This window comes from Massilia sp. AB1 (assembly GCF_018119385.1).
Taxonomy (GTDB): domain Bacteria; phylum Pseudomonadota; class Gammaproteobacteria; order Burkholderiales; family Burkholderiaceae_D; genus Telluria.
Map to the genome: position 1 here is coordinate 1 of NZ_JAGKSG010000040.1, position 23768 is coordinate 23768.

The following is a 23768-nucleotide window of genomic DNA, read 5'->3' on the forward strand; positions in this document are numbered from 1 at the left end:
CCAGTCCGCTCGTGACGATCCCGATGCCCTGTCAGGGCGAGGACGCATCCCCCTGCATATGCCCCTTGCCGTGCTCCAGGAAGGCGCGCAGCATCCACGCATTCTTTTCATGGATCTCCATGCGGGTGGTCAGCATGTCCGCCGTCGGGTAATCGTCGATCTCGTCCGCGATGCGCACGCTGGCGCGCAGGGTACGGATCAGGATTTCCTGGCCTTCGACCAGCTGGCGGATCATCTCGCGCGGATCCGGCACGCTCGGTTCTTCCGTAATGCTCGACAGCTCCGCATAGCGCTTGTACGTCCCCGGCGCGTAGTGGCCCAGGGCGCGGATGCGCTCGGCGATGTCGTCCAGCGCATTCCACAGCTCGGTGTACTGCTCCTGGAACATCACGTGCAAGGTCTGGAACATGGGGCCGGTCACGTTCCAGTGAAAGTTATGGGTCTTCAGGTAGAGCATGTAGCTGTCCGCCAGCACTGTCGACAGCGACTCCACGATCTTCGCGCGGTCGTCGGTGCTGATGCCAATATCGATGTCCATCGTGCTTCCTCCTTGATGTCGAAGAACCAACAGCTTAGCACCGGCGCGGCCATGCTGCCGGACCGCATCCCGGTTCATTCCCGGGCCGTGAAAATTGGTGGATTTATTCCGCCGCGCAGCCGCTACACTTCCGCACTTGTCAATACAACAAAGGAAGTGCATGAAACTGCAGTTGCGTGAGAGGGGGATGAGCTACCTGACGCCGCTCAAGGACAAGGGCTGGGACGACGACAGCCTGGTCGTGTATGAATTCCAGCATGAGAAGGAAGGCGCGACGCCATGATCAATTTGCTGTTGAAGGAAACCGCAGCGAGCAGCCGATTCAAGCGATCGCTTCCCATTTTCATTGCCATTGCCTCACTCATCGGCGCACAGATCGCATGCGCCCAGGAGACCCCGGAGCCCGAACGCGTCATCAACGTCAAGGCGCGCAAGAATCCGGGCGACCTCGACTATCGCTTCTTCTTCAAGGGCCAGCAGGAGGCCTTGTCCTATATGGCGCCGGAACCGCGCCTGCTCGATTTCCTGTTCCGCATCTCCTTCGTGGAATTATCCGAGAACGCGCGCGACAGCTATGTCCCGCCGCCGCATGCGGTGACGGTCGTGAGCGAGTCAGTCGAGGAAGAGGTGCCGGTGCGGCGAGGCGGGTACTTCGTCCTGCCCGACCTGCCGAAGGCCTACGAAGAAGACGGCACGATCATGTTCAAGGAGCAGAGCAAGCGGCGCAGCATCAACGTCCTCTACCAGTTGCGCCTGGGACCGGAGCAGCGCCTTTCCTACGCCGATTTCGGCAAGGCGCTCGCGGAATTCAAGGCGATGCAGAAGCGCATCCCGATCTATAAGCTGAAGTTCGTCCACGTCAAGTTCGCCAAGGCCGAGGGCCTCCGGGCCTGCTTCCGCGAGCCGGGCGGGACGGTAACTGTCGATGGCGGGCCCATTGCGGCGACCACAGGCTTGTGCACCGAACTCACATTCGATCCGGCGAGGGCGAGCGGCGGCGAGATCGTCTTCGACGGCCCACTGGATATCGTGCTGGTGGGCGAAGTGGGCAAGGAGGGACGCTAGCCGGCGAGCGTGGCCAGCACTTCCCTGACCGCGGCCGGAATCGGCGTCGAGGTATTGCTGCGCCGGTCGACATACACGTGCACGAAATGGCCGGCCGCCGAGGGCAGGGGCTCGTCGTTGCGGTACAGGGCGATCTCGTAGCGCACGCTGGAATTGCCCAGCTTGGCGACGCGCACGCCGACGTGGACCGTGTCGGGGAAGGAAATGGAGCTGAAGTAGGAGCAGCTGGTCTCCACCACGAAGCCGACGATCTCGTCCTTGTGGATGTCGAGCACGCCGCGGTCGATCAGGAAGCGATTGACCGCGGTGTCGAAGAAGCTGTAGTAGTTGACGTTGTTGACATGCCCGTAGCTGTCGTTGTCCATCCAGCGCGTCGGCAGGGCGAGGAAGTGGGCGAAGGCGCTGCGGGGCGTGTCACGCATCGTCGAGCTTTCTTAGTGGGTGCTGCCGCTCGGCGGCATCAGGGTCTGCACCGGGCTTTCGGTGCTGAACAGCTGGGCGCAATCCACCTTGTCGAAGGAGTAGTGCTTGCCGCAGAAGTCGCAGTTGATGCCCAGTTCGCCCAGTTCGGACAGCGCGGAATTCACTTCTTCCTCGCCCAGCATCTTGAGCATGTTGCCGACCTTGTCGCGGGTGCAGCTGCAGTGGAACTGCGGGTGCGCCGGATCGAACACGCGGATGGTCTCTTCCCAGAACAGGCGGTTGAGCAGGGTCTGGATATCGGTGCTCAGCATCTCTTCGCGCTTCAGGGTCTGGCCCAGCATCACGGCGCGGTTCCAGGTCTCCAGGTCTTCCTCTTCGGTCGCCTGCTTGGTCTGGCCTTCCACGCCGCTGTGGCGCGGCAGCTTTTGCAGCAGCAGGCCGCGCGCGATCTTGTCGTCGGCGGCCAGCCACAGGCGGGTGTCCATCTGCTCCGAGCGCAGCATGTAGTTCTCGATCACGGTCGCCATGTCGTCGCCGACCAGCGGCACCACGCCCTGGTAGGGCTGCTGGCCCGGCACTTTATCGGCCGGGTCGAGCGTGATCACGAAACGGCCCTTGCCGTGCACGTTGAACAGGTCGCGCAGGCTCGCGGCATCAGGGATCTCGGCTTCCGGCGCCAGCTTGGCCGTGGCGCGGATGCGCAGCTGGGCGTCGCACTCGACCACCAGCAGGCGCACCGGGCCGTCGCCGTGGATCTGCATGATGATGGAACCGTTGAACTTCAGGTTCGCCGACAGCAGGGCGCCAGCCGCGACCATTTCGCCCAGCACCGCGCGCACGGCCTTGGGATAGGCATGGCGCGCCTGGATCTCGCGCCAGGTGTCCGAAATCTCGACCAGCTCGCCGCGCACGGCGGCGTTGTCGAAGATGAATTTTTGCAGGGTGTCCCTGGTGTCTTGAGTCGTCATTTCTTATCCGATTTTCTTGAGCTGCGCCTTGAACAGCTGGCCGCGCGCCACATAGCTGGCGGCGCTGCCCTGCAGGCGCGTTACGTCTTCTTCCGTGAGGGTGCGCACCACCTTGGCGGGCGAACCGAGGATCAGCGAGTGGTCCGGGAACTCCTTGCCTTCGGTAACCAGGGCGCCGGCGCCGACTAGGCAACCCTTGCCGATCTTCGCGCCGTTGAGCACCACGGCCTGGATGCCGATCAGCGAACCGTCGCCCACCGTGCAGCCATGCAGCATGGCCTGGTGGCCGATGGTCACGTTCTTCCCGATCGTGAGCGGGTAGCCCATGTCCGTATGCATCACCGTGCCTTCCTGGACGTTGCTGTTCTCGCCGATGGTGATGCGCTCGTTGTCGCCGCGGATCGTGGCGCCGAACCAGACCGAGGCATTCGCCTCGAGGGTCACCTTGCCGACCAGGGTGGCCGAATCGGCCACGAAGGCCGACGCATCGATCTCGGGGGCATGCTCGCCCAGCTGGTAAATCGCCATGGATGTGCTCGCGGAAGGGTTGATATACCGCTATTTTACCCCCTGCGCTTTCGCATCGTCCGACTGGCGGCAGATGGGGACGGGGCGAGCGAAATCAACCGTTCCTCTATATAATCATGCGAACGACCGTACTATTTTGAAATGACATGAAACCGTCCCGTTCCGAATTCCTCACCTTGCGCGGCCTGCGCACCCACGTCCGCCACTGGGGCAGGGAGGGCGCGCCCAAGCTCTTCATGCTGCATGGCTGGATGGATGTCTCGGCCTCCTTCCAGTTCGTGGTCGATTGCCTGCAGGGCGACTGGCACGTGATCGCGCCGGATTGGCGCGGTTTCGGGCTGACCGAGAATACGCGCTCGGACACCTACTGGTTCCCTGATTACGTGGCCGACCTCGACCGGATCCTCGACCATTACGCGCCCGGTGAAGCCGTGAACCTGCTGGGACACAGCATGGGCGGGAATATCGCGGGCATCTATGCCGGCGTGCGGCCGCAGCGGGTCGGCAAGCTGATCAACCTGGAAGGCTTCGGCCTGCCGGCCACCCGGCCGTCCCAGTATCCAGGGCGCGTGGCGAAGTGGCTGGACGAGCTGCGCGAACCGCCTGAAATGCGCGGCTACGCCAGCCTGGCTGAGGTCGCGGGGCGGCTGCGCAAGACCAATCCGCGTTTGTCGGAGGAGCGCGCGGCCTTCCTGGCCGGGCACTGGTCGGCCCAGGGCACGGATGGGCAGTGGCGCATCCTGGGCGATCCGGCGCACAAGATGCACGGGCCGCTGCTGTACCACGTGGAAGAGATCATGGCCTGCTGGAGCGCGATCACGGCGCCGGTGCTGTGGGTAGAGGCCGAGGATACCGACATGTGGCGCTGGATGGGGCCGAAGGAGCAGGCGAGGGCGGAGATCGACCGGCGCATGGGGCATTTGCGCGAGGTGACGGCGCGCATGGTGCCGGCGGCGGGGCATATGCTGCACCATGACCAGCCGGAGATGCTGGCGGGGATGGTGGAGGACTTCCTGGCGGCCGAAGGCCTTGCACAGGCCGGGTCCGGGCCTCGGCGCGATGGTGTTACTGCCGGGGAATCCTGACGGCAAACGCCGTGCCGTTCACCTCATCGGAGTCCACGACGATATCGCCGCCGTGCGCCACTGCGATCTGTTTCGCAATGAACAGGCCCAAGCCGAGGCTGCTCGCTGGCCTTGCATTGCCTTCCTCCGCGGGAAGCTGGACCAATGATGTGAACAGATGAGGCAAGGCCTCCTTCGGAATGGCGGGCCCCCGGTTCTCCACTCGTAGCAGCACGTCGTCGTTCTGGCCAACGATCTTGATATCGATCGGTTTTCCGGGCGTCCCATATTGCGCGGCATTGTTTGCAAGGTTGGTCAAGAGTTGCTGGAGACGGGCCCGGTCGAAGGTCCCCATCAACTCACCGGTCGCATGCAGGTCGAACCGGGCATCCGGATGCGCGGCCTGGGCGTCTTCGACAGCCCATTGGCACATTTCCAGGAGGTCGCATTCTTTAGGTTCGATGGGAATCCCCTCGCCTAACTGGGTACGTGCAAGTCCCAGCAGGTTGTCGACCATGCCGCTCATCGTGGCTGCGCCGCGTTTGACGCGGACGCCGATCTGCCGGACGCGGTCGTCGAAGGCGCCGGGCCTTGCCAGGTAAGTGCCCGCCGTCGCGGTCGCCGCCAGCGGACCGCGCAGGTCGTGCCCCAGAATGGCCAGGAAGGTGTCCCGCGTCTCGTGGAGTTTATCCGAGTAGGCAACGGCGGCGTCGGCGAGCGATTGATCGATCGCCTCGTTAAAACGCATCATGTCCTCGGCATGCCGGGCTGAAAATACACCGCAGTCTTGCTGCCACAACTTGAGCACGCTCGCTCGCAGGGCGCGGTATTCGGCGATCAGTTGCAGCAGCGTAAAGCCGCTGGCGAAACGGAGCTTGCCGTGAATGACGGAGGCGCTATCGTCCGTCCCCGGCGCGGACGTTCTTCCATGCGATTTTCGCTCCGTCTGTTCCGCGGACTCCTCACGCTGGATGTCCCGTGCAACGAATTCAAGGATTTGCTTCGCGTGATCGCGCAGTTCGAGACTGGACATGTTGTCCGCGACTGCGCCGAAACTCGTGGCGAACGCCTCCCATTCCACCAGGAGCTGCTCCATATGGTCGGTGATGAATGCTGAAATCGTCATGGTGTGCCACCTCGGGGCTGGATGGGCGGAGGGGCAGAGCAGGCGCCCTCATCGAAGCATGCAGCTTACCCTACATTTCCTGCCGATCCGTTTCTGGGGCATGTGGAAGAAGCGGCCGCAGCGGTCGCCACTCGCCCGGGGCCCCATGCGGCAGCCTCGCCGACGCGGATCGAGGCGCGTCGGGCGCCGCAAAGCGCGTACAATGCTTCGTTTCAGAACGCGTTATTGCATATGTGCTTTTCGGGACCATGTTGAAAGTCGACCTCCACTGCCATTCCAACGTCTCCGACGGCGTGCTCGCACCGGCCGCGGTGGCCGCCTACGCCCGCAAGGGCGGCGTGGACGCCTGGGCACTGACCGACCACGACGAGGTCGGCGGCATCAAGGCGGCGCGCACGGCCGCGAACGAGCTGGGCATGCGCTTCGTGGCCGGTGTCGAGATCTCGGTAACGTGGGCCAGCGAGACCGTGCACATCGTCGGCCTGCGCATCGACGAAGACAACCGCGCCCTGATCGACGGCCTGGCCGCCACCCGCAACGGCCGCGAAGCACGTGCCCGCGAAATTTCCGCCCAGCTCGAGCAGGCCGGCATCCCCGGCGCCTACGAGGGCGCGCTCAACTACGTAGGCAATCCGGACCTGATGTCGCGCACCCACTTCGCCCGCTACCTGGTCGAGATCGGCGTTTGCGGTTCGACCTCGGAAGTGTTCCGCCGCTACCTTACCGATGGCAAGCCGGGCTATGTGCCGCACCGCTGGGCCTCGCTGGAGGATGCGGTGGGCTGGATCCGCGGCGCCGGCGGCATTCCCGTGATCGCCCATCCGGGCCGCTACAAGTTCAGCGAGACGGCGCAAGGCGCGCTGTTCGACGCGTTCCGCCAGCTGGGCGGCAACGCGATCGAGGTCGTGACCGGCAGCCATACGCCCGACCAGTACGCCACCTATGCCGAACTGGCGCGCCGCTACGGCTTCCTGGCTTCGCGCGGCACCGATTTCCACGCCCCCGGCGAGGCGCGCGTCGAATTCGCCGAGCTGCCGCCGCTGCCGGCCGGCCTCACGCCCGTCTGGCACGATTGGTTCTGAACAAGTGTGCGGACGGCAAGTTCTGCACTCAGCAGTAAAAAATCTGCGAAATGATTAGGCGAACCGGGTGCTGTCCTGTATCTTTGATCGGGCACTACATCAAGTCGTCTCGTTGGTCTCTCTCCCGTCTTGCCTTTGGGCAGTCCTGTTTGATTCCCTACTTTGTACCCGCTTGCTTGCATGTGCGTTTCGGCATTTTGCCCAATTCACTCAAGGTTCTTAACATGACTACTCAAACCGGCACCGTCAAATGGTTCAATGACTCCAAGGGCTTCGGCTTCATCACCCCTGACGCAGGCGGCGGCGACCTGTTCGCGCACTTCAAGGACATCCAGTCGGACGGCTTCAAGAGCCTGGCCGAAAACCAGCGCGTCTCTTTCGAGCGCGCCAATAGCCCGAAGGGCGAGAAGGCCAGCAACATTCGCGCGATCTGAGCGCAGCCGGATGCCCGCGGGCATCTGGAATAGACAAGCCCGCCTCGGCGGGCTTTTTTCTTCCATGGACCGCCAGGCTCAGTCCCAATAGCGGTCCAGCAAGGCCTTGACGCTGGCGCCGTGCACCACGATCGACAGGATGATCGTGGCCAGCGTGATCGTGACCAGCTCGCGGGCGAGCGCAGCCGGCACGCCGTGGTTGATGGCATACATCAGGTAATAGATCGAACCGATGCCGCGCACGCCGAACCAGGCGGCGATGGCGGTTTCGCGGGTACCGGTGCCCGAACCGGCCAGGCTCAGCACGACGCTGAGCGGGCGCGCCACGAAAATCAGGAAGACAGCCACCAGCCAGGCCCGCGGCGAGAACAGGTCCGCGGTCATCGCGCCGCCCAGCAACAGCACCAGTCCCAGCTCGGACAGGCGTTCCAGATGCTCCTTGAAGACCAGGCTGCCATGGCTGACCGTGGCCTGCCCGCTGGCGCCGGCGTCGCCATGGACCAGCCCGTGCCCGTCCGGCGGCGCCTCGGTCAGGCGCCATTCGGTCTGGCGCAGGGCCACGCCGGCGAAGAACACCGCCAGGAATCCCCATCCGCCCAGCAGCAGGGCAATGCCGTAGGCCAGGGCGATCAGGCCAAGGCCGAGCAGGTCGTCGAGCAGCTGGTGGCCGGGATGGTGGCGCCGGATGACGTAGCTGCAGCCCGCCATCGCCGCGCCGCACACCAGGCCGGTGCCGACGCCGACCAGGGTGGCGAGCAGGGCGTCTTCCCAGAACCAGTGGGCCAGGTCGGGCCCTTCCAGCCCCAGCAGCAGGCCCAGCACCACGAAAGGAAAGGCGGTGCCGTCGTTCATGCCGGCTTCGCAGGTCAGGGCGAAGCGCAGGGAGTCCTTGTCGCCCGCATGGCGCAGCTGCACGTCGGTGGCAAGGACGGGATCCGTGGGGGCCAGCATGGCGCCCAGCAGGATGGCCGCTCCGGCCGGCAAGCCGAGCACCGCCGCGGCGAACACGGCGCACAGCGCCACGGACAGGCTCATCGCCACCACCGCCAGGCGCAGCGACACCGCCCAGCGCCGCAGGTTGAAGGGTACCGGCAGCTTGACGCCGGCGGAGAACAGCGAGACCAGGATCGCGACTTCGGTCAGGGTCTCGAGCAGGGGCGCTTCGCGCACGGGATCGAAGGAGAATACCCCCAGCACGGCCGGGCCCAGGACGATCCCGATCAGGAGGTAGATACTGGCCGAGGTGAAGGGCAGGCGCGCGATGGTCGAGCCCCACAGGCCTCGCGCTAGCATCAGGCTGCCGACCAGCACGAACCAGTGTGCGATCTCCATGGGCGGAAGGCCGGCGCCTCAATGCAGCACGGGACTGGACAGCCAGTCCAGGCGTCCGAGCCGGGCCAGCAACTCCCGGGTGCCGTTGCCGCCGTTGGCATCGGTATCGAATTCGTGAAGGTAATACACGCTGGATTCGTAAGTGGCGACCAGCACGCACGGACTGTCGAGCAGGTAGGTGCGTCCCTGCAAGTCCAGGATGGCGTTCTCGGCGCTGCGCGGATCGGTGGTCAGGGTGTCGGTCCATGCGAGGATCGCGCCTTCTCCATCGCGCACATAAATGCGGAAGGTGCCGGATTGCCGTTTCATGCTCGCTTTCCGAAGTCGCCGACGAGGAGGAGAACCCATGGTACACCCCATTTCCACGCCGCGCCGGACGGCAGGCGCGCCGTGCCGGGGGCCAGGAAAGAATCCGGTCCCGCCCCTTGAAATACTCCGGCTATACTCCATATGGAGTATAGAAAACGAAAAGGGGATGGCCATGAAGCTCGTAGCATCGCAACACAAGCTGCCCGACAGCGACAAGGTCACGGTCAATGTCGGCCTGGTCGACCTGGCCCAGCTGGACCTGCTGGTCGAGGAAGGCTTTTATTCCAACCGCACCGATTTCGTGCGCACCGCAATTCGCAACCTGCTGCAGGTCCACGCCGAGACGATCCGGCAAACCGTGGTGCGCAAGCGCTACGTGATGGGCATGCACCGCTACTCGCGCCGCGAACTCGAGCAGGTCGCGGCCGGCGGGCAGCAGCTGGACATCCAGGTGCTCGGCCTGGCCGTCATCGAGGACGACGTCGCTCCCGAGCTGGCCCGCACGGCCATTTCATCGGTCCAGGTCCTTGGCGCATTCGTCGCCCCCCCAGCCGTCAGGGAAGCCCTGGCGGACCGCATTCACATTTAGAAGGACAGGCATGAAACCTATCGATCGCTTTATCTCCCAGATGGTGGAGTCGGCCAGGCTCGCGCAGACGCAGGACGCGTCGGCGGCCACGGCATTGATCCAGAAGGCGCTGGCCGAATCCGGCCTGCTGCCGCATGGCGTCCAGGCGCCCCAGGCGCCTTTCGCCAACCCGGGCCAGGCGCCCTTCGTCGATCTCAACCCGGCGCCCCGATGGAGCGCACGGATGGGCCGCCGACACGCGCCGGGCGCACGCCAGGCCAAAGCGGACCCGCGCGCTCCCGGCCGCTTCATCGATGGCAGCTTCAGCTGCGGCGCCGGCACCCGTCACTACAAGCTCTACATCCCGGCGCAGCCCGCGAAGCAGCCGCGCGCCCTGGTCGTGATGCTGCACGGCTGCACCCAGAACCCGGACGATTTCGCGACCGGCACCGCCATGAACGCGCTGGCCGAGGAGCACGGCTGCCTGGTGCTCTATCCGGCGCAGGACAAGGGCGCCAACCACAACGGCTGCTGGAACTGGTTCGAGACCGCGCACCAGGCGCGCGAGCAGGGCGAACCCGCCATCCTGGCCGGCATGACCCGCCAGGTAATGGCCGAGCATGAGGCCGACCCGGCGCGTGTGTTCGTCGCCGGCCTTTCGGCGGGCGGCGCGATGGCGGCCATCCTGGGCGCCGAATATCCGGACCTGTATGCGGCGGTCGGCGTCCATTCCGGCCTGCCCGCCGGCAGCGCCAGGGACATGATGTCCGGGCTGAAGGCGATGCGGGAGCCGGGCAAGGCGAAGAGGCTGCGCAAGGGCGTAGCGGCGATCGTGATCCACGGCGACGCCGACCACCTGGTCAACGCCGGCAACGGCGAAGCGGTGCTGGGCCAGTTCCTGAAGGCCCAGGCGGCGCCGCTGCACAAGCACAGCGAGGCGCACGACCACGCCGGCCGGCGCTGTACCCGCAGCACCTGGCGCGACGAGGGCGGACGCACTGTACTCGAGCACTGGCAGCTGCACGGCGCCGGCCACGCCTGGTCCGGCGGCAACCCGGCCGGGTCGCATACCGATGCCTCGGGACCGTCCGCCTCTGCCGAAATGCTGCGTTTCTTCCTGGCCCAGGGCGCCTGAGTCCCGCTCTGCCGCGGCGCCCTTGAATTTTCCGCATTGCAGCCCAATCTTGGCATCCTGTCATCGATAGCTGTCAGGAGGCCTTCTCATGAAGCGCATTGTCCTCTTCCTTGCCACCAACCTGGCCGTGGTGCTGGTGGTGTCGCTCGTGCTGAACCTGCTCGGCGTGGGCCGGGCCGTCACGGGGCAGGGGATCGATGTCGGCGCGCTGGCGGTGTTCTCGCTGGTGGTCGGCTTTACCGGCTCCTTCATTTCCCTCCTGCTGAGCAAACCCATGGCCAAGTGGTCGACCGGCGCGCGCGTCATCGACCAGCCGGCCAACTCCACCGAGATGTGGCTGGTCGATACCGTGCGCCGCCTGTCGGAGCGCGCCGGCATCGGCATGCCGGAAGTCGCCGTGTACGAGGGCGAGCCGAACGCCTTCGCCACCGGCGCCTTCAAGAATTCCGCCCTGGTGGCAGTCTCCACCGGCCTGCTGCAGGGCATGAACCGCGACGAGGTCGAAGCGGTGCTCGGCCACGAAGTGGCCCACATCGCCAATGGCGACATGGTCACCTTGACCCTGATCCAGGGCGTGGTCAACACCTTCGTCGTGTTCCTGGCGCGCGTGGTCGGCTACTTCGTCGACAAGGTTCTGCTGCGCAGCGAAGGCGACCGTCCGGGCATCGGCTACATGGTCACCGTCTTCGTGTGCGAGATCGCCTTCGGCATCCTGGCCTCGATCATCGTGGCCTGGTTCTCGCGCAAGCGCGAGTTCCGCGCCGACGCCGGCTCGGCCAGGCTGCTGGGCAGCCCGGTGCCGATGCAGCACGCGCTGGCCCGCCTCGGCGGCCTGGCCCCGGGCGCGCTGCCGCAGTCGATGGCCGCTTCCGGCATTTCCGGCAGCGGCGGCGGCTGGGGCGCCCTGTTCTCGACCCACCCGCCGATGGAGCAGCGCATCGCCGCGCTCCAGTCGCTGCGCTGACCCTGATTCAATAAGAACCGCTGCCTGATGAGCCAATACTTCGAGATCCATCACGAGAACCCGCAACCGCGCCTGATCAAGCAGGCAGCGCAGATCGTCGGTGCGGGCGGGATCGTCGCCATTCCCACCGATTCAGCCTATGCGCTGGTCTGCCGCCTGGACGACAAGGCGGCCGTGGAAAAGCTGCGCCGCATCCGCGGCGTCGACGACAAGCACCACCTGACCCTCCTGGTGCGCGACCTGTCCGAGATCGCTCTCTACGCGCGCGTCGACAATGCCCAGTACCGTCTGCTCAAGGCCACCATGCCGGGACCCTATACGGTGATCCTCGAAGCCACGCGCGAACTGCCGCGCCGCCTGTCCCACCCGTCGCGCAAGACCATCGGCCTGCGCGTGCCGGAAAACCGCATCACCCTGGCGCTGCTGGAAGAACTGGGCGAGCCGCTGATCGGCACCACCCTGCAGCTGCCCGGCGACGACCACATGCTGTCCGATCCGGAAGAGGTGCAGGAACGCCTCGGCAAGCAGATCGAGCTGGTGATCGACGGCGGCGCCGGCACCCTGGAACCCACCACCGTGGTCGACCTGACCGGGCCTGCGCCGGAGCTGGTGCGCGAGGGCAGGGGAGACCCGTCCGCGTTCGGCCTCTGAGGCCGCATTCCCCCACCTTTTCGCCTGCCGGCCTGCCCGGCGGGCGCTCTGTTAGAATTCCCTTATGGATCCAGAAATTGTACGCAACATCGCAGTCTACGCACTGCCCGTTCTTTTTGCGATTACCCTGCACGAAGCCGCCCACGCCTATGCCGCCAAGTACTTCGGCGATAACACCGCCTATTCACAGGGGCGCATGAGCCTCAATCCCCTGGTGCACATCGACGTGCTGGGCACCATCGTCATTCCCATCGCGCTCTACCTGACCAGCGGTTTCGTGTTCGGCTACGCCAAGCCGGTGCCGGTGGACTTTTCCCGCCTGCGCAATCCCAAGAAGCAGATGGCCTGGGTGGCGCTCGCCGGTCCCGGCGCGAACTTCCTGATGGCCTTCCTGTGGCTGGTGATGGCGGCGCTGCTGGTCGCCTTCCAGGTGAACGAAGCCTTCCCGCACAAGGTGGCCCAGGCCGGTGTGTTCACCAACCTGCTGATGTTCGCCTTCAACCTGTTCCCGATTCCGCCGCTGGATGGCGGCCGCGTCGTCACCAGCCTGCTGCCGCACCGCCTGGCCTACAAGTTCGCGGCGATCGAGCCGTACGGCTTCTTCATCGTGCTGGCGCTGATCTTCTTCAAGCTGCTGGGCTTCTGGGTGATCCCGGTGATGGCGCTCGGCGAGATCATGCTCAAACTGATCGCTTCGCCCTTGTATTTACTTTTGAGCTGACATGTATCCCGACCGCGTCGTCTCCGGCATGCGCCCGACGGGCGCCCTGCACCTGGGGCACTACCATGGCGCGCTGAAGAACTGGATCACCCTGCAGGCCGAGCATCCCTGCCTGTTCTTCGTCGCCGACTGGCACGCGCTGACCACGCACTACGACGACCCTGGCATCGTCGAGCGCAGCACCTGGGACATGGTGATCGACTGGCTCGCCGCCGGCATCGACCCGTCCCAGGCGACCATCTTCATCCAGTCGAAAGTCCCGGAGCACGCGGAACTGCACCTGCTGCTGTCGATGGCCACGCCGCTCGGCTGGCTCGAACGGGTGCCGACCTACAAGGACCAGATCGAGAACCTGGCCAGGAATCGGGCAAATACGGACCTCGCCACCTACGGCTTCCTCGGCTACCCGCTGCTGCAGGCCGCCGATGTCCTGATCTACCGCGCCAGCATGGTGCCGGTGGGCGAGGACCAGCTGCCGCACGTCGAGATGATGCGCGAGATCGCACGCCGCTTCAATCACATCTACGGCAAGGAAAAGGGCTTCGAAGAGAAGGCCATGGCGGCCGTGAAGAAGCTGGGCAGCAAGCGCGCCAGGCTGTACCTGGAGCTGCGCACCGCCTACCACCAGGAAGGCGAGACCGACGCCCTGGAGCAGGCGAAGGCCATGCTGGACGACGCCGGCAGCCTGTCGAACATCGACCGCGAGCGCCTGTTCGGCTACCTGGAAGGCAGCCGCAGGATCATCCTGGCCGAACCGCAGGCCTTGCTCACCGAGTCGTCGCGCCTGCCGGGACTGGACGGCCGCAAGATGTCCAAGAGCTACGGCAACGCGATCGGGCTGCGCGAGGAGCGCGGCAGCGTGGAAAAGAAGATCCGCACCATGCCGACCGACCCGGCGCGCGTGCGCCGCCTTGATGCGGGCGATCCGAAGCGCTGCCCGGTGTGGCAGCTGCACGAGGTGTATTCGGATGCGCCGACGCGCGAATGGGTGGTGAAGGGCTGCACCAGCGCCGGCATCGGCTGCATCGAGTGCAAGCAGCCGGTCATCGACGGCGTGCTGGCCGAGCAGGAACCGATGCGCGAACGCGCCCAGCCCTACCTGGACGATCCGACGCTGGTGCGCGCGATCGTGGCCGACGGCTGCGACAAGGCGCGCAAACTGGCGCAGGAAACGATGCGCGATGTGCGCGAAGCGATGGGGATTTCCTACACCTGAAGATGAGCATGACAAATTCGCCGATCAACATGATGAACCTGCCGGCGTCGAACTGGGTCCAGCGCTTCGCGCCCTTGGTCCCGGAGGGCGAGGTGCTGGACCTGGCCTGCGGCACCGGCCGCCATACGCGCCTGCTGGCCGCCCTCGGCCACCCGGTGCTGGCCCTGGACCGCAAGCCGGAGGTGCTGGCCACCAGCGCCGGTCCCGGCGTCACCACCATGGAATACGACCTCGAGGACGGTTCGCCCTGGCCCTTCGAGGAGGGGCGCTTCGCCGCCATCGTCGTCACCAATTATCTGTATCGCCCGCTGTTCCCGCACCTGGCCGCGAGCCTCCGCCCGGACGGCATCCTGATCTACGAAACCTTCGCGCAGGGGAACCAGATCTACGGCAAGCCCTCGAATCCGGAATTCCTGCTGGCGCCGGGCGAATTGCTGGCGCTGGCCCAGGCCGGCGGCCTGCAGGTGCTGGCCTACGAGGACGGCCACGTCGACCGGCCTAATGCCGCCCAGGTGCAGCGCCTGTGCGCGGCGGGCCCGGCATTCGGCAAAACCGAAGCCAAGCTCGACCATATTGTGGTCAGGAATGAACCATAGCGGCGGGCGATCCGCTACAATCAGACTTTTATTTACTGGCACGGTCCAAAGATTATGATTAAGGGCAGCATCGTAGCAATCGTCACCCCGATGTTCGAAGACGGCAGTCTTGACCGCGACTCCCTGCGCAAACTGCTCGACTGGCACATCGCGGAAGGCACCGACGCGGTCGTCATCGTCGGCACGACGGGCGAATCGGCCACCGTTTCCCCGGAAGAGCACTGCGAACTGGTGAAGCTGGCGGTCGACCACGTCGCCAAGCGCATTCCCGTGATCGCCGGCACCGGCGGCAATTCGACCGTCGAGGCGATCGCGCTGACGCGCCACGCCAAGGAAGTGGGCGCCGACGCCTCGCTCCAGGTGGTGCCGTACTACAACCGTCCGACGCAAGAAGGCATGTACCGCCACTTCCGCACCATCGCGGAAGCGGTCGACCTGCCGATCATCCTGTACAACGTGCCGGGCCGCACCGTGGCCGACATGAGCAACGAGACCATCGCGCGCCTGGCCCCGATCGACAACATCGTCGGCGTCAAGGACGCCACCGGCAACCTCGCCCGCGGCATCGACCTGCTGCGCATGGTCGACAAGTCCTTCGGCGTCTATTCCGGCGACGACGCGACCGCGATGGCGCTGATGTTCTGCGGCGGCGCCGGCAATATCTCGGTCACCGCCAACGTCGCCCCGCGCGCCATGCACGAACTGTGCGTGGCCGCCATGGCCGGCGACATCGCGCGCGCGATCGAGATCAACAACCGCGTGCTGGACCTGCACGGCAAGCTGTTCATCGAACCGAACCCGGTGCCGGTGAAGTGGGCGCTGGCCGAGATGGGCAAGATGCCGGCCGGGCTGCGCCTGCCGCTCGCGCCGCTGTCCGCGCAGTACCACGACACCGTGCGCGCCGCCCTGGTGGCCGCAGGCGTCCACCAACAGTCCTGAATCCGCAAGGATTCGGGTTCCTAGTACCTGACATCGAACGACATGACTATTCGCAAGAAAACGACCCTGGTTTCCGCTTCCGCCGCCGGCCGTGCGCTGACGCTCACCGCGCTCGCGCTCAGCCTGGCTGCCTGCACCACCGTGTTCGAATCGGACAGGGTGGACTACCGGGGCGCCAAGAAAGCGGCGCCGCTGGACGTGCCGCCGGACCTGACCCAGCTGCAGCGTGACAACCGCTACGCCGTCCCGGACGGCAAGGGCGTCGCCACCGCCTCCAGCTTCCAGCAATCGCGCGGCCAGCAAGGTGCGGCGCCGGTGGCCGGCGCGGCGGAAGCAGTGGGCCCGATCTCGAGCGAGTCCGTGCGCATCGAGCGCGCCGGCGACCAGCGCTGGCTGGTGGTCAAGCAGACTCCGGAACAGCTGTGGCCGCAGCTGCGCCAGTTCTGGGAGGACAACGGCTTCGCCCTCGAGGCCGAATCGGCCGCGACCGGCACCATGGAAACCAACTATGTCGAAGACCGGTCGAAGATCCCCCAGGACTTCCTGCGCAACACGCTGGGCCGGGTGTTCGACAAAGCCTGGTCGACCGGCATGAAAGACAAGTTCCGCACCCGCCTGGAACGCCTGCCTGACGGCTCGACCGAGATCTACGTGAGCCATCGCGGCGTCGAGGAAGTGCTGACCGGCCCGGCGAAGGAAACCACCACCTGGACCGCGCGTCCGAACGACCCGGGCCTGGAAGCGCAGTTCCTGGCGCGCATGGTGGCGCACCTGACCGGCAGCAAGGACGTCAAGACCGCCCAGGCGACCGTCACCAACGCGCCGCTGCAGCCGCAGCACGCCAAGCTGGCGGGCGACAAGGTGGAAGTCGACGAAGGCTTCGACCGCGCATGGCGCCGTGTCGGCCTGGCGCTGGACCGCGTCGGCTTCACCGTCGAGGACCGCGACCGCGTGCAGGGCATCTACTTCGTGCGCTACGTCGATCCGGACGCGTCGAAGACGGAAGGCTTCTTCAAGCGCCTGTTCACCTTCGGCGAGGACGAGAAGGCCAAGGAAGCGCAGCGCTACCGCGTGCTGGTCAAGTCGCAGCAGGGCGCCAGCGTGAGCGAAGTGACGGTGCAGACCAATGACGGCCAGGTGGCGAATTCGCCGACGGCGGCCAAGATCCTGAAGCTGCTGACTGACGAGCTGAAGTGATCTGATCTTCGCCTGCAACTGAAAACCGGCCCTTGTGGGCCGGTTTTTTTATGCGCTGGCGCTATGCGGGCAAACTTGGCCGGAACAATGCCGGTGGCATTGTTCCGGCCTTCGCCGGGACGACGGATCGAGCGCTAGTGGCAAGCCCAAAGGCCGTCGTCCCGGCGCAGGCCGGGATCCAAGTTCAACGCACGCGTGCAATATCTACGGACGAAAAAAAACCGGCCCGCAGGCCGGTTTCTTCGGAATCAGAAAAATTCTGATTACTGCTTAGCAGCTTCAGCAGCGGTCGAAGCAGCTTGCGAAGCAGCAGCAGCTGCGTCAGCAGCGGTCGAAGCAGCAGCCGAAGCGGCAGCAGCAGCGTCAGCAGCCGGAGCAGCGACGGTAGCGTCAGCAGCCGGAGCAACGGTAGCGTCAGCAGCCGGAGCAGCAGCCGGAGCTTCGGTAGCAGCCGGGGTAGCCGGTGCGGTTTCTTCAGCTTTCTTGCTGCAAGCAGCCAGAGCAACAGCCATCAGGGAAACGATCAGCAGGGATTTTTTCATGATTTTCCTTAATATTTCAAAAGTAGTACTGCTTGTTGCGAATAATAATTACCGGTAATTATTGCTCGGCGGAATTCTCGTGCTTCAAAAATAGCAATACTGCCATATAGGCAACGGAACCTTCCTGACCTGATATTATAGCCAAATTTACTGAATCGCAATAGCGAACACATGCCACAGTGAAAGTATTTTGTGAAGAGTTAAGCTTCATATTGTTACAAGATGCAACCGGCAGCCAAAATGCTGTCATCTAGGCAATTTTTTGTACTTACAGCCCGGTTGTCGTCGGCTGCAAGACGATCCGGGACTCTTCCCAGATCGCCGCGAAACGGTGCTCCGGCACATCGCATGCCTCCGCCGAATGGAAGACCGCCTCGCCGCGCAGGTGGTCGCTGTGAAAGCGCCGCACCACATGTTCCCCGTCCCCGATACAGAAGGAATCGGTCAGGTTGCGCAGGCCGCGCCCGGTCTGGCGGCACTCGCACAGGTGGCCATAGTCGCGCAGCAGGCGCAGGAAGCGCGGGTAATGGCGCTCGATATGGGAAGGATCGTGCAGCGCCAGGCGCAGGATGCCGCCGCCCGCCAGGAAGGCGCGCAGGGCGGCGTCCACGTCCGGCGACCCGAGCGGGAAGACGGCGAAGTCCGGGTCGAACAACTCCAGCCTGGCCTTGGACGCCGCCACGCAGGCGCGGAACTGCGCCTCGCATTCGCGGCGCGTATCGAAGCGGATGGTGAGCGGCTCGGCCATGGCTGGGTTTGCTTCCCTTAGCCCAGTTCGATCCAGCCGTCCTGGTACCAGGTGTACAGCGCTTCCAGCACGTCGTCGGTGGCGCTTTCCAGCTGCGCGCCCGCGAGGCGGCGTTCGTTGGCCAGCGCGTCCAGCACGGCCTTGTCGGCACGGCTGACGGCGAAGGATTCGCCGTTGATGAACACGTGCTTGCCGCGGTAGAGCATCAGGGTCTTGCTGGAGAGCTTCAGGCCGCGCTTGGCCGCCGTTTCCATGAAGCGGCCCACGGTGAGCGGCTTGGCCGGGCCGGTGAAGAACACGTTGTGCTTCGGTTCGGACATGTGCTCGCCCAGGAACACGGTCACGTCTTCTTCGTCCCAGCGCACCTTGTTCAGTTCTTCGGTGATGGTGGCCAGCATCTCGCGCGGGATCTCGGCCGGGTTCTTGGCCGGCTGCAGGCCCGGGTCGGCATAGCGGCCGGGCAGGTCGATCGAGTCGGCCATGAACTGCAGGAAGGCTTCGCCCAGTTCCTGGAAGGAGGGGGAGCGGAAGCCGATCGAATAGGTCATGCATTCGCCCTCGGCCACGCCGTCGTGGGCGTAGTGCGGCGGCAGGTAGAGCATGTCGCCCGGCTCCAGCACGAATTCCTCTTCCGGCTCGAAGTTGGCCAGGATCTTCAGCGGCAGGCCTTCGACCAGGCTCAGGTCCTGCTGGGCGCCGATGCGCCAGCGGCGCTTGCCCTGCGCCTGCAGCAGGAACACGTCATACGAATCGAAGTGGGGACCGACGCCGCCGCCGTCGCTGGCGTAGCTGATCATCAGGTCGTCCAGGCGCGCGTCCGGCACGAAGCGGAACTGGCGCAGCAAGTCGTCGGCGCGCTCGTCGTAGAGATTGGCGCCCTGGACCAGCATGGTCCAGCCCGGTTCAGTGCGGGCCGGCAGTTCCGGCAGCGGACCGTGCTGCATGTCCCATTGGCCATCGCGCTGGGTCACGAGGCGCGATTCGACGTGGTTCTGCTGGGCCAGTTCGGCCAGCTTCTCGAACTTGAGCAGGGGCTTGAATCCAGGAATGGCTTGGCGGATCAGAAGGGGTTTCTTGTGCCAGTAATCGCGCAAGAACTGAGCGGGAGTAATATCCCCAAGAAGCTGTAATTTTTTCATGCGCCATTATAACCACCGGAGCGGGGCGGTATCCTGTTCGAGGGTATAATCCGCACCTTACAACGAAAGGATGTGCGATGAAGATTGCCAAAGATACGGTCGTGACGGTGAACTACAAACTGTCGGACGCGCAAAACAACCTGATCGAAGAAGGTTCGCAGCCGATGGTCTACCTGCACGGTGGCTACGAGAACACCCTGCCGAAGATTGAGGAAGAGCTCGATGGCAAGGAGCCGGGCTATTCGTCGACCATCCAGGTGGAACCGGAAGATGCGTTCGGCGATTACGATCCTGCACTGGTGAAAGTCGAAGACCGCAACCGCCTGCCTGAGCCGATCGAAGTCGGCATGCAGTTCGAAGGCATGGCCGAGGGCGGCGACGAAGAGCCGACCATCTTCACCGTGACCGACATCGCCGATGACAAGGTCGTCCTGGACGGCAACCACCCGCTGGCCGGCATGGCGCTGCGTTTCGACCTGTCGGTGATCGACGTGCGCGCGGCGACCGCCGAGGAAGTGCAGCACGGCCACGTGCATGGTCCGCATGGCCATCACCATGGCCATGAGATGGAAGACAGCGAAGAGGGCGATCAGTTCCGCAGCCAGCCGCTGCAGTGATGCCTGAGTGAGCCGCAGTGCTTGTCCCTTTTGGAGGGGCGGGCTGCGGTTTGCGCTGAACTTGGGTCCCCGCGCAGGCGGGGACCCAAGTTTGTTTGATCAGCCAAGAACGCCAGCGTTCACCGCTTCGCATCCCCCACCTCAAACACCGCTCCCTTCTCCGAAGACACCTTCACCTCCACGGCCTTCTCCCCAACGGAAAGCTGCCCCAGGTTCCCCTTCCAGGTAATCACCGGCCGCTTGCCCTTGAGCGCGCCACTATCCACCAGCAGCACCTTCCCCTTGAACCTGGCCGCCCGCGCCTGGATCTGCTTGCGCATCTCCTCGAATCCGTCCTGCACCGCCGGCTCCCTGCGCAGCAGCCCGCGCAGGCCCTTGGCTTCTTCCTGCTGCAGCGGCTTGACGTCGCCTTCGGCGAACAGTACCAGCGCCTCGGCCTTCTCGTTGCGCGCGATCGCGAACAGGCGGTTCAGCCAGAAACGGTTGGCCACCGTGCGGTCTTCATACTCGCTGTTGCGGCCCGCCGCAGGAAGATAGTGGTTGTTCTCGGCCGGCAGGTTGACCGTCGCGTACAGCACCTTCCCGACCTGCCAGTGCGCATTCTCCGCATAGCTCCGGAAGCGCGGGCTGCTGGACAGGCGCGATACCGGCAGCTTGTCTTCGCCCAGCGATGCGGGCTCGCCATACAGCAGTTCGCGCAGGCGGTTCAGGCGTTCGATGGCATTGGTGCGGCCGGCCGAATTGCGGCAGCCGGTCCAGTCGCTGCCTGCGAGCGAGACGATCACCGGCCGCCGCGCGCCGTCGATCAGGTCGCGCCGCTTCTGGTACAGCCGGTCGCCGCAGTTCTCCTTGTCGCCCTTGATGCCGGTGAGGACCACGAAGGCCAGCGACTTTTCCGACGTCTCCTTCAGCACGCGCTTGAGGCGCGCTTCGCCGTCGTCGTCCGCGCTGTTCCCGACAAACGCGAATTCGTGGCTCGACGCGTCCTTGTTCCTGTCCTTGCCGTGAGCCGGCGCCAATGCCAGCAGCGCGGCCGCAAGGAGGAGGGACGTGCGTACTATCCGCATCAGGCGGCGAGGCGCTTGAGCTCGTAGAGACGTTCGAGCGCTTCGCGTGGGGTGAGCGCATCCGGATCGATGGCGGCCAGCGCATCGCGCAGGCCGTCGTCCGCCGGTGCATACGCCTCCGGCGCCGCTTCTTCGACTTCCTCGGCCGGCGCGGCGAACAGGTCGAGCTGCGGCGTGGTGTCGAGCGCCTGCGCTTCGAGGCGCGCCAGGTGCTTGCGCGCGGCCTTGATCACGGCCGGCGGCACGCCCGCCAGCTGGGCCACCTGCAAGCCGTAGCTTTGCGAGGCCGGGCCCTCTTGCACCGCGTGCAGGAACACGATGCTGTCCTTGTGCTCGACCGCCGACAGGTGCACGTTGACCGCGCTCGGATGGGTCTCGGGCAGCTGGGTCAGCTCGAAGTAGTGGGTCGCGAACAGGGTGAAGCTGCGGCTCGACTCGATCAGGTGGCGCGCGATGGCCCAGGCCAGGGCCAGACCATCAAACGTAGAGGTGCCGCGGCCGACTTCGTCCATCAGCACCAGCGAATGCTCGGTGGCGCCGTTCAGGATGGCCGCCGATTCGGTCATCTCGACCATGAAGGTAGAGCGGCCGTTGGCCAGGTCGTCGCTGGCGCCGATGCGGGTGAAGATGCGGTCGATCGGGCCGATGGTGGCCTGGGTGGCCGGCACATAGCTGCCGATGTAGGCGAGCAGGGTGATCAGGGCCACCTGGCGCATGAAGGTCGATTTACCGCCCATGTTCGGGCCGGTGATCAGGAGCAGGCGGCGGTCGTTCGACAGGCGGCAGTCGTTGGCGATGAAGCGTTCGATCTGGTTTTCCACCACCGGATGGCGGCCCTCGACGATGGTCAGGCAAGGCTCGCTCACCAGCTGCGGCGCGCACCAGTTGTTCTTGAGCGCGTGGCTGGCGAGGGCGACCAGGGTGTCGATCTGCGCCAGGCCGCGCGCGATGGTCTGCAGGCAGCCGATGTGCGGCGCCAGCTCGGCGAGCAGCTGGTCGTACAGCATCTTCTCGCGCGCCAGCGCGCGGTCCTGGGCCGACAAGGCCTTGTCTTCGAAGGCCTTGAGTTCCGGCGTGATGTAGCGTTCGCAGTTCTTCAGGGTCTGGCGGCGGCGGTAGTCGTCCGGCACCTTGTCGGCCTGGCCGTTGGTGACCTCGATGTAGAAGCCGTGCACCTTGTTGTACTCGACGCGCAGGTTGGCGATGCCGGTACGCGCGCGCTCGCGCGTTTCCAGGTCGACCAGGAACTGGCCGGCGTTCTCGGACAGGGCGCGCAGCTCGTCCAGCTCGGCGTCGAAGCCGCGTGCGAACACGCCGCCGTCGCGCACCATCGCGCTTGGCTCTTCCATGATCGCGCGCGTCACCAGGTCCAGGCAGGCTTCCGGCGTGGCGAGGTCGTCGTGGATCTCGTGCAGCAGGCAGGAGTCGCCCGGGATGAAGCAGCGCGCCACCTGCTGGCGCAGCGCCGGCAGCTGCTTCAGGCCGTCGCGCAGGCTGGCCAGGTCGCGCGGGCGCGCCGACAGCAGCGCGATGCGCGTGGTGATGCGTTCGATGTCCGGCACCTGGGCCAGCGTGGCGGACAGGCCGCCGCAGGCGTCCGCCTGGGCCAGCGCCTCGATGGCTTCGTGGCGCGAGCGGGCCACGGCCTGGTCGCGGCGCGCGTGGTGCAGCCAGTGGCGCAGCAGGCGCGAGCCCATCGCGGTGCGGCAGCCGTCCAGCAGCGAGAACAGGGTCGGCGACTCCTGGCCGCGGATGGTCTCGGTCAGCTCCAGGTTGCGGCGCGTGGCGGCATCCAGACCGATGAATTCGTTTTCGAGCTCGCAGGTCAGGCTGCGCACGTGCTGCAGGCCACGGCCCTGGGTCGACTGCGCATAGCGCAGCAGCGCGCCGGCCGCGCCGAAGGCGGCGCCGAGGCCGTCCGCGCCGAAGCCGGTGAGGGTGGCGACGCTCAGCTGCTCGAGCAGGGCCTGGTGGCCCTTGATGACGTCGAAGTGCCACTCCGGCACGCGTTGGGTGTGCGCGATCGGGGACGCCTCGAACAGGTCGGCGCCGTCGGCGCGCAGGATCTCGGCCGGGGCGATGCGCTCCAGCTCGTGCGACAGGCGCAGCTCCACCGCGCGCTGCTCGCCCGAGAATTCCATCAGGCGCAGGGCGCCGCTGGCGAGGGACAGCCAGGCCAGGCCGGCGGTGACGGTCTTGCGCTGGTTGATCAGGTAGAGGGCCAGCAGCGGACGCTCGGCCTTTTCGGGCAGCAGGTCGGAATCGGTCAGGGTGCCTGGCGTGACCACGCGCACCACCTTGCGCTCCACCGGGCCCTTGCTCAGGGCCGGGTCGCCGATCTGCTCGCAGATCGCGCAGGATTCGCCCAGCTTGACCAGCTTGGCCAGGTAGCCGTCCAGCGAGTGGAAGGGCACGCCCGCCATCTTGACCGGATTGCCGCCCGAGGCGCCGCGCGCGGTCAGGGTGATGCCCAGGATGCGGGCCGCTTTCTCGGCGTCGTCGAAGAACAGTTCGTAGAAATCGCCCATGCGGTAGAAGACCAGCATGGTCGGGTAATCGGCCTTGATGCGCAGATATTGCACCATCATGGGAGTGTGTTTTTCGGTCGCGCTGTGCTTGAGGGCGGCGGCGTTGATCTCAGTGGGGGCGTTCATGTCTTCGGAATTCGGTACGGCGGGGCAGGTGCGCAGCCAAGGCTTGCCATTTTACCGCGTTCGACTCGGCCGGATGCTGCAAAAATCGCATCCCGGTTTGTGCGATCACCGGATCGGCGATGTCGAGTTTCCTTACATTTAGTTG

The 23768-nt window shown here is 65.4% G+C and carries 27 protein-coding genes; 15 read left to right on the forward strand and 12 right to left on the reverse strand.

Annotation, left to right across the window (positions count from 1 at the left end; all coding sequences use genetic code 11):
* Positions 1-31: 31 nt before the first annotated feature.
* On the reverse strand, positions 32-538 hold the full coding sequence (locus J8847_RS18950) for a Dps family protein (protein ID WP_211526273.1): 507 nt from the start codon (positions 536-538) through the stop codon (positions 32-34).
* A gap of 12 nt (positions 539-550) precedes the next feature.
* Between J8847_RS18950 and J8847_RS18955 the strand changes: the two genes are divergently transcribed.
* Both J8847_RS18955 and J8847_RS18960 read left to right on the forward strand, forming a co-directional pair.
* Positions 551-718: a hypothetical protein gene (locus J8847_RS18955; protein ID WP_211526274.1), complete on the forward strand. Its 168-nt coding sequence runs from the start codon at positions 551-553 to the stop codon at positions 716-718.
* A 99-nt stretch (positions 719-817) separates the two neighbouring features.
* A complete protein-coding gene (locus J8847_RS18960) occupies positions 818-1603 on the forward strand; it encodes a hypothetical protein (protein ID WP_211526275.1) in 786 nt (261 codons plus the stop codon).
* Here J8847_RS18960 and J8847_RS18965 read toward each other — a convergent pair.
* The 3 genes from J8847_RS18965 to J8847_RS18975 are packed head-to-tail and all read right to left on the reverse strand — an operon-like array spanning position 1600 to position 3522.
* Positions 1600-2025 (reverse strand): thioesterase family protein, encoded by a 426-nt coding sequence (locus J8847_RS18965; protein ID WP_211526276.1) that lies wholly within the window; start codon positions 2023-2025, stop codon positions 1600-1602. The genes J8847_RS18960 and J8847_RS18965 overlap by 4 nt on opposite strands.
* Before the next feature lie 12 nt (positions 2026-2037).
* Positions 2038-2994 carry an Hsp33 family molecular chaperone HslO gene (gene hslO / locus J8847_RS18970; protein ID WP_211526277.1) on the reverse strand — a complete coding sequence of 319 codons (957 nt, stop codon included), beginning with the start codon at positions 2992-2994 and terminating at the stop codon, positions 2038-2040.
* Positions 2995-2997: 3 nt separating this feature from the next.
* On the reverse strand, positions 2998-3522 hold the full coding sequence (locus J8847_RS18975; RefSeq protein WP_211518816.1) for a gamma carbonic anhydrase family protein: 525 nt from the start codon (positions 3520-3522) through the stop codon (positions 2998-3000).
* 146 nt (positions 3523-3668) lie between these two features.
* On the opposite strand from J8847_RS18975, the gene J8847_RS18980 reads away from it, so the two are divergent.
* The gene (locus J8847_RS18980; RefSeq protein WP_211526278.1) at positions 3669-4607 is read left to right on the forward strand and encodes an alpha/beta fold hydrolase; all 939 of its coding nucleotides are present in this window, start codon (positions 3669-3671) and stop codon (positions 4605-4607) included.
* Here J8847_RS18980 and J8847_RS18985 read toward each other — a convergent pair.
* Entirely contained in the window at positions 4588-5712 is a 1125-nt protein-coding gene (locus J8847_RS18985; protein ID WP_229513033.1) for a sensor histidine kinase KdpD, read from the reverse strand. The two genes, J8847_RS18980 and J8847_RS18985, sit on opposite strands and share 20 nt — an antisense overlap.
* A 248-nt stretch (positions 5713-5960) precedes the next feature.
* Here J8847_RS18985 and J8847_RS18990 point away from each other — a divergent pair, with 248 nt between their 5' ends.
* Positions 5961-6794, forward strand: coding sequence for a 3',5'-nucleoside bisphosphate phosphatase (locus J8847_RS18990; protein WP_211526279.1), 834 nt, complete (start codon positions 5961-5963; stop codon positions 6792-6794).
* A gap of 224 nt (positions 6795-7018) precedes the next feature.
* Entirely contained in the window at positions 7019-7228 is a 210-nt protein-coding gene (locus J8847_RS18995; RefSeq protein ID WP_211526280.1) for a cold-shock protein, read from the forward strand.
* Positions 7229-7306: 78 nt separating this feature from the next.
* On the opposite strand, the gene J8847_RS19000 is transcribed toward J8847_RS18995, so the two are convergent.
* Entirely contained in the window at positions 7307-8560 is a 1254-nt protein-coding gene (locus J8847_RS19000) for a sodium:proton antiporter (protein WP_211526281.1), read from the reverse strand.
* 18 nt (positions 8561-8578) lie between these two features.
* The gene (locus J8847_RS19005; RefSeq protein WP_211526282.1) at positions 8579-8869 is read right to left on the reverse strand and encodes a hypothetical protein; all 291 of its coding nucleotides are present in this window, start codon (positions 8867-8869) and stop codon (positions 8579-8581) included.
* 172 nt (positions 8870-9041) lie between these two features.
* Here J8847_RS19005 and J8847_RS19010 point away from each other — a divergent pair, with 172 nt between their 5' ends.
* The 9 genes from J8847_RS19010 to bamC all read left to right on the forward strand — a co-directional run bounded on the left by J8847_RS19010 (position 9042) and on the right by bamC (position 16856).
* Positions 9042-9458, forward strand: a complete 417-nt coding sequence (locus tag J8847_RS19010; protein WP_211526283.1) for a CopG family transcriptional regulator — start codon at positions 9042-9044, stop codon at positions 9456-9458.
* A 10-nt stretch (positions 9459-9468) separates the two neighbouring features.
* Entirely contained in the window at positions 9469-10572 is a 1104-nt protein-coding gene (locus J8847_RS19015; protein WP_229513035.1) for a PHB depolymerase family esterase, read from the forward strand.
* An 88-nt stretch (positions 10573-10660) separates the two neighbouring features.
* Positions 10661-11536 (forward strand): protease HtpX, encoded by an 876-nt coding sequence (htpX, locus tag J8847_RS19020; protein WP_211526284.1) that lies wholly within the window; start codon positions 10661-10663, stop codon positions 11534-11536.
* Between the two features lie 27 nt (positions 11537-11563).
* A complete protein-coding gene (locus J8847_RS19025; protein ID WP_211526285.1) occupies positions 11564-12187 on the forward strand; it encodes an L-threonylcarbamoyladenylate synthase in 624 nt (207 codons plus the stop codon).
* A 64-nt stretch (positions 12188-12251) separates the two neighbouring features.
* Positions 12252-12908, forward strand: coding sequence for a site-2 protease family protein (locus J8847_RS19030; RefSeq protein ID WP_211526286.1), 657 nt, complete (start codon positions 12252-12254; stop codon positions 12906-12908).
* A gap of 1 nt (position 12909) precedes the next feature.
* The gene (locus tag J8847_RS19035) at positions 12910-14124 is read left to right on the forward strand and encodes a tryptophan--tRNA ligase (RefSeq protein ID WP_211526287.1); all 1215 of its coding nucleotides are present in this window, start codon (positions 12910-12912) and stop codon (positions 14122-14124) included.
* Positions 14125-14132: 8 nt separating this feature from the next.
* A complete protein-coding gene (locus J8847_RS19040; RefSeq protein WP_229429944.1) occupies positions 14133-14720 on the forward strand; it encodes a bifunctional 2-polyprenyl-6-hydroxyphenol methylase/3-demethylubiquinol 3-O-methyltransferase UbiG in 588 nt (195 codons plus the stop codon).
* Positions 14721-14774: 54 nt separating this feature from the next.
* A complete protein-coding gene (gene dapA, locus J8847_RS19045) occupies positions 14775-15659 on the forward strand; it encodes a 4-hydroxy-tetrahydrodipicolinate synthase (protein ID WP_211526288.1) in 885 nt (294 codons plus the stop codon).
* Between the two features lie 42 nt (positions 15660-15701).
* Entirely contained in the window at positions 15702-16856 is a 1155-nt protein-coding gene (bamC, locus tag J8847_RS19050) for an outer membrane protein assembly factor BamC (protein WP_211526289.1), read from the forward strand.
* 263 nt (positions 16857-17119) lie between these two features.
* Here bamC and J8847_RS19055 read toward each other — a convergent pair whose 3' ends face one another.
* The 3 genes from J8847_RS19055 to J8847_RS19065 all read right to left on the reverse strand — a co-directional run bounded on the left by J8847_RS19055 (position 17120) and on the right by J8847_RS19065 (position 19285).
* Positions 17120-17398: a hypothetical protein gene (locus tag J8847_RS19055; RefSeq protein WP_373888841.1), complete on the reverse strand. Its 279-nt coding sequence runs from the start codon at positions 17396-17398 to the stop codon at positions 17120-17122.
* Between the two features lie 268 nt (positions 17399-17666).
* Positions 17667-18146, reverse strand: coding sequence for a hypothetical protein (locus J8847_RS19060; protein WP_211526291.1), 480 nt, complete (start codon positions 18144-18146; stop codon positions 17667-17669).
* A gap of 17 nt (positions 18147-18163) precedes the next feature.
* Positions 18164-19285 carry a cupin domain-containing protein gene (locus J8847_RS19065; protein ID WP_211526292.1) on the reverse strand — a complete coding sequence of 374 codons (1122 nt, stop codon included), beginning with the start codon at positions 19283-19285 and terminating at the stop codon, positions 18164-18166.
* A gap of 77 nt (positions 19286-19362) precedes the next feature.
* On the opposite strand from J8847_RS19065, the gene J8847_RS19070 reads away from it, so the two are divergent.
* On the forward strand, positions 19363-19902 hold the full coding sequence (locus J8847_RS19070; protein ID WP_211526293.1) for a peptidylprolyl isomerase: 540 nt from the start codon (positions 19363-19365) through the stop codon (positions 19900-19902).
* Between the two features lie 119 nt (positions 19903-20021).
* On the opposite strand, the gene J8847_RS19075 is transcribed toward J8847_RS19070, so the two are convergent.
* Together J8847_RS19075 and mutS are read right to left on the reverse strand one after the other, a co-directional pair.
* Positions 20022-20969, reverse strand: coding sequence for a hypothetical protein (locus tag J8847_RS19075; RefSeq protein ID WP_211526294.1), 948 nt, complete (start codon positions 20967-20969; stop codon positions 20022-20024).
* Positions 20969-23623 carry a DNA mismatch repair protein MutS gene (gene mutS / locus J8847_RS19080; protein ID WP_211526295.1) on the reverse strand — a complete coding sequence of 885 codons (2655 nt, stop codon included), beginning with the start codon at positions 23621-23623 and terminating at the stop codon, positions 20969-20971. Before mutS ends, J8847_RS19075 begins: the two co-directional genes overlap by 1 nt.
* Positions 23624-23768: the final 145 nt, after the last annotated feature.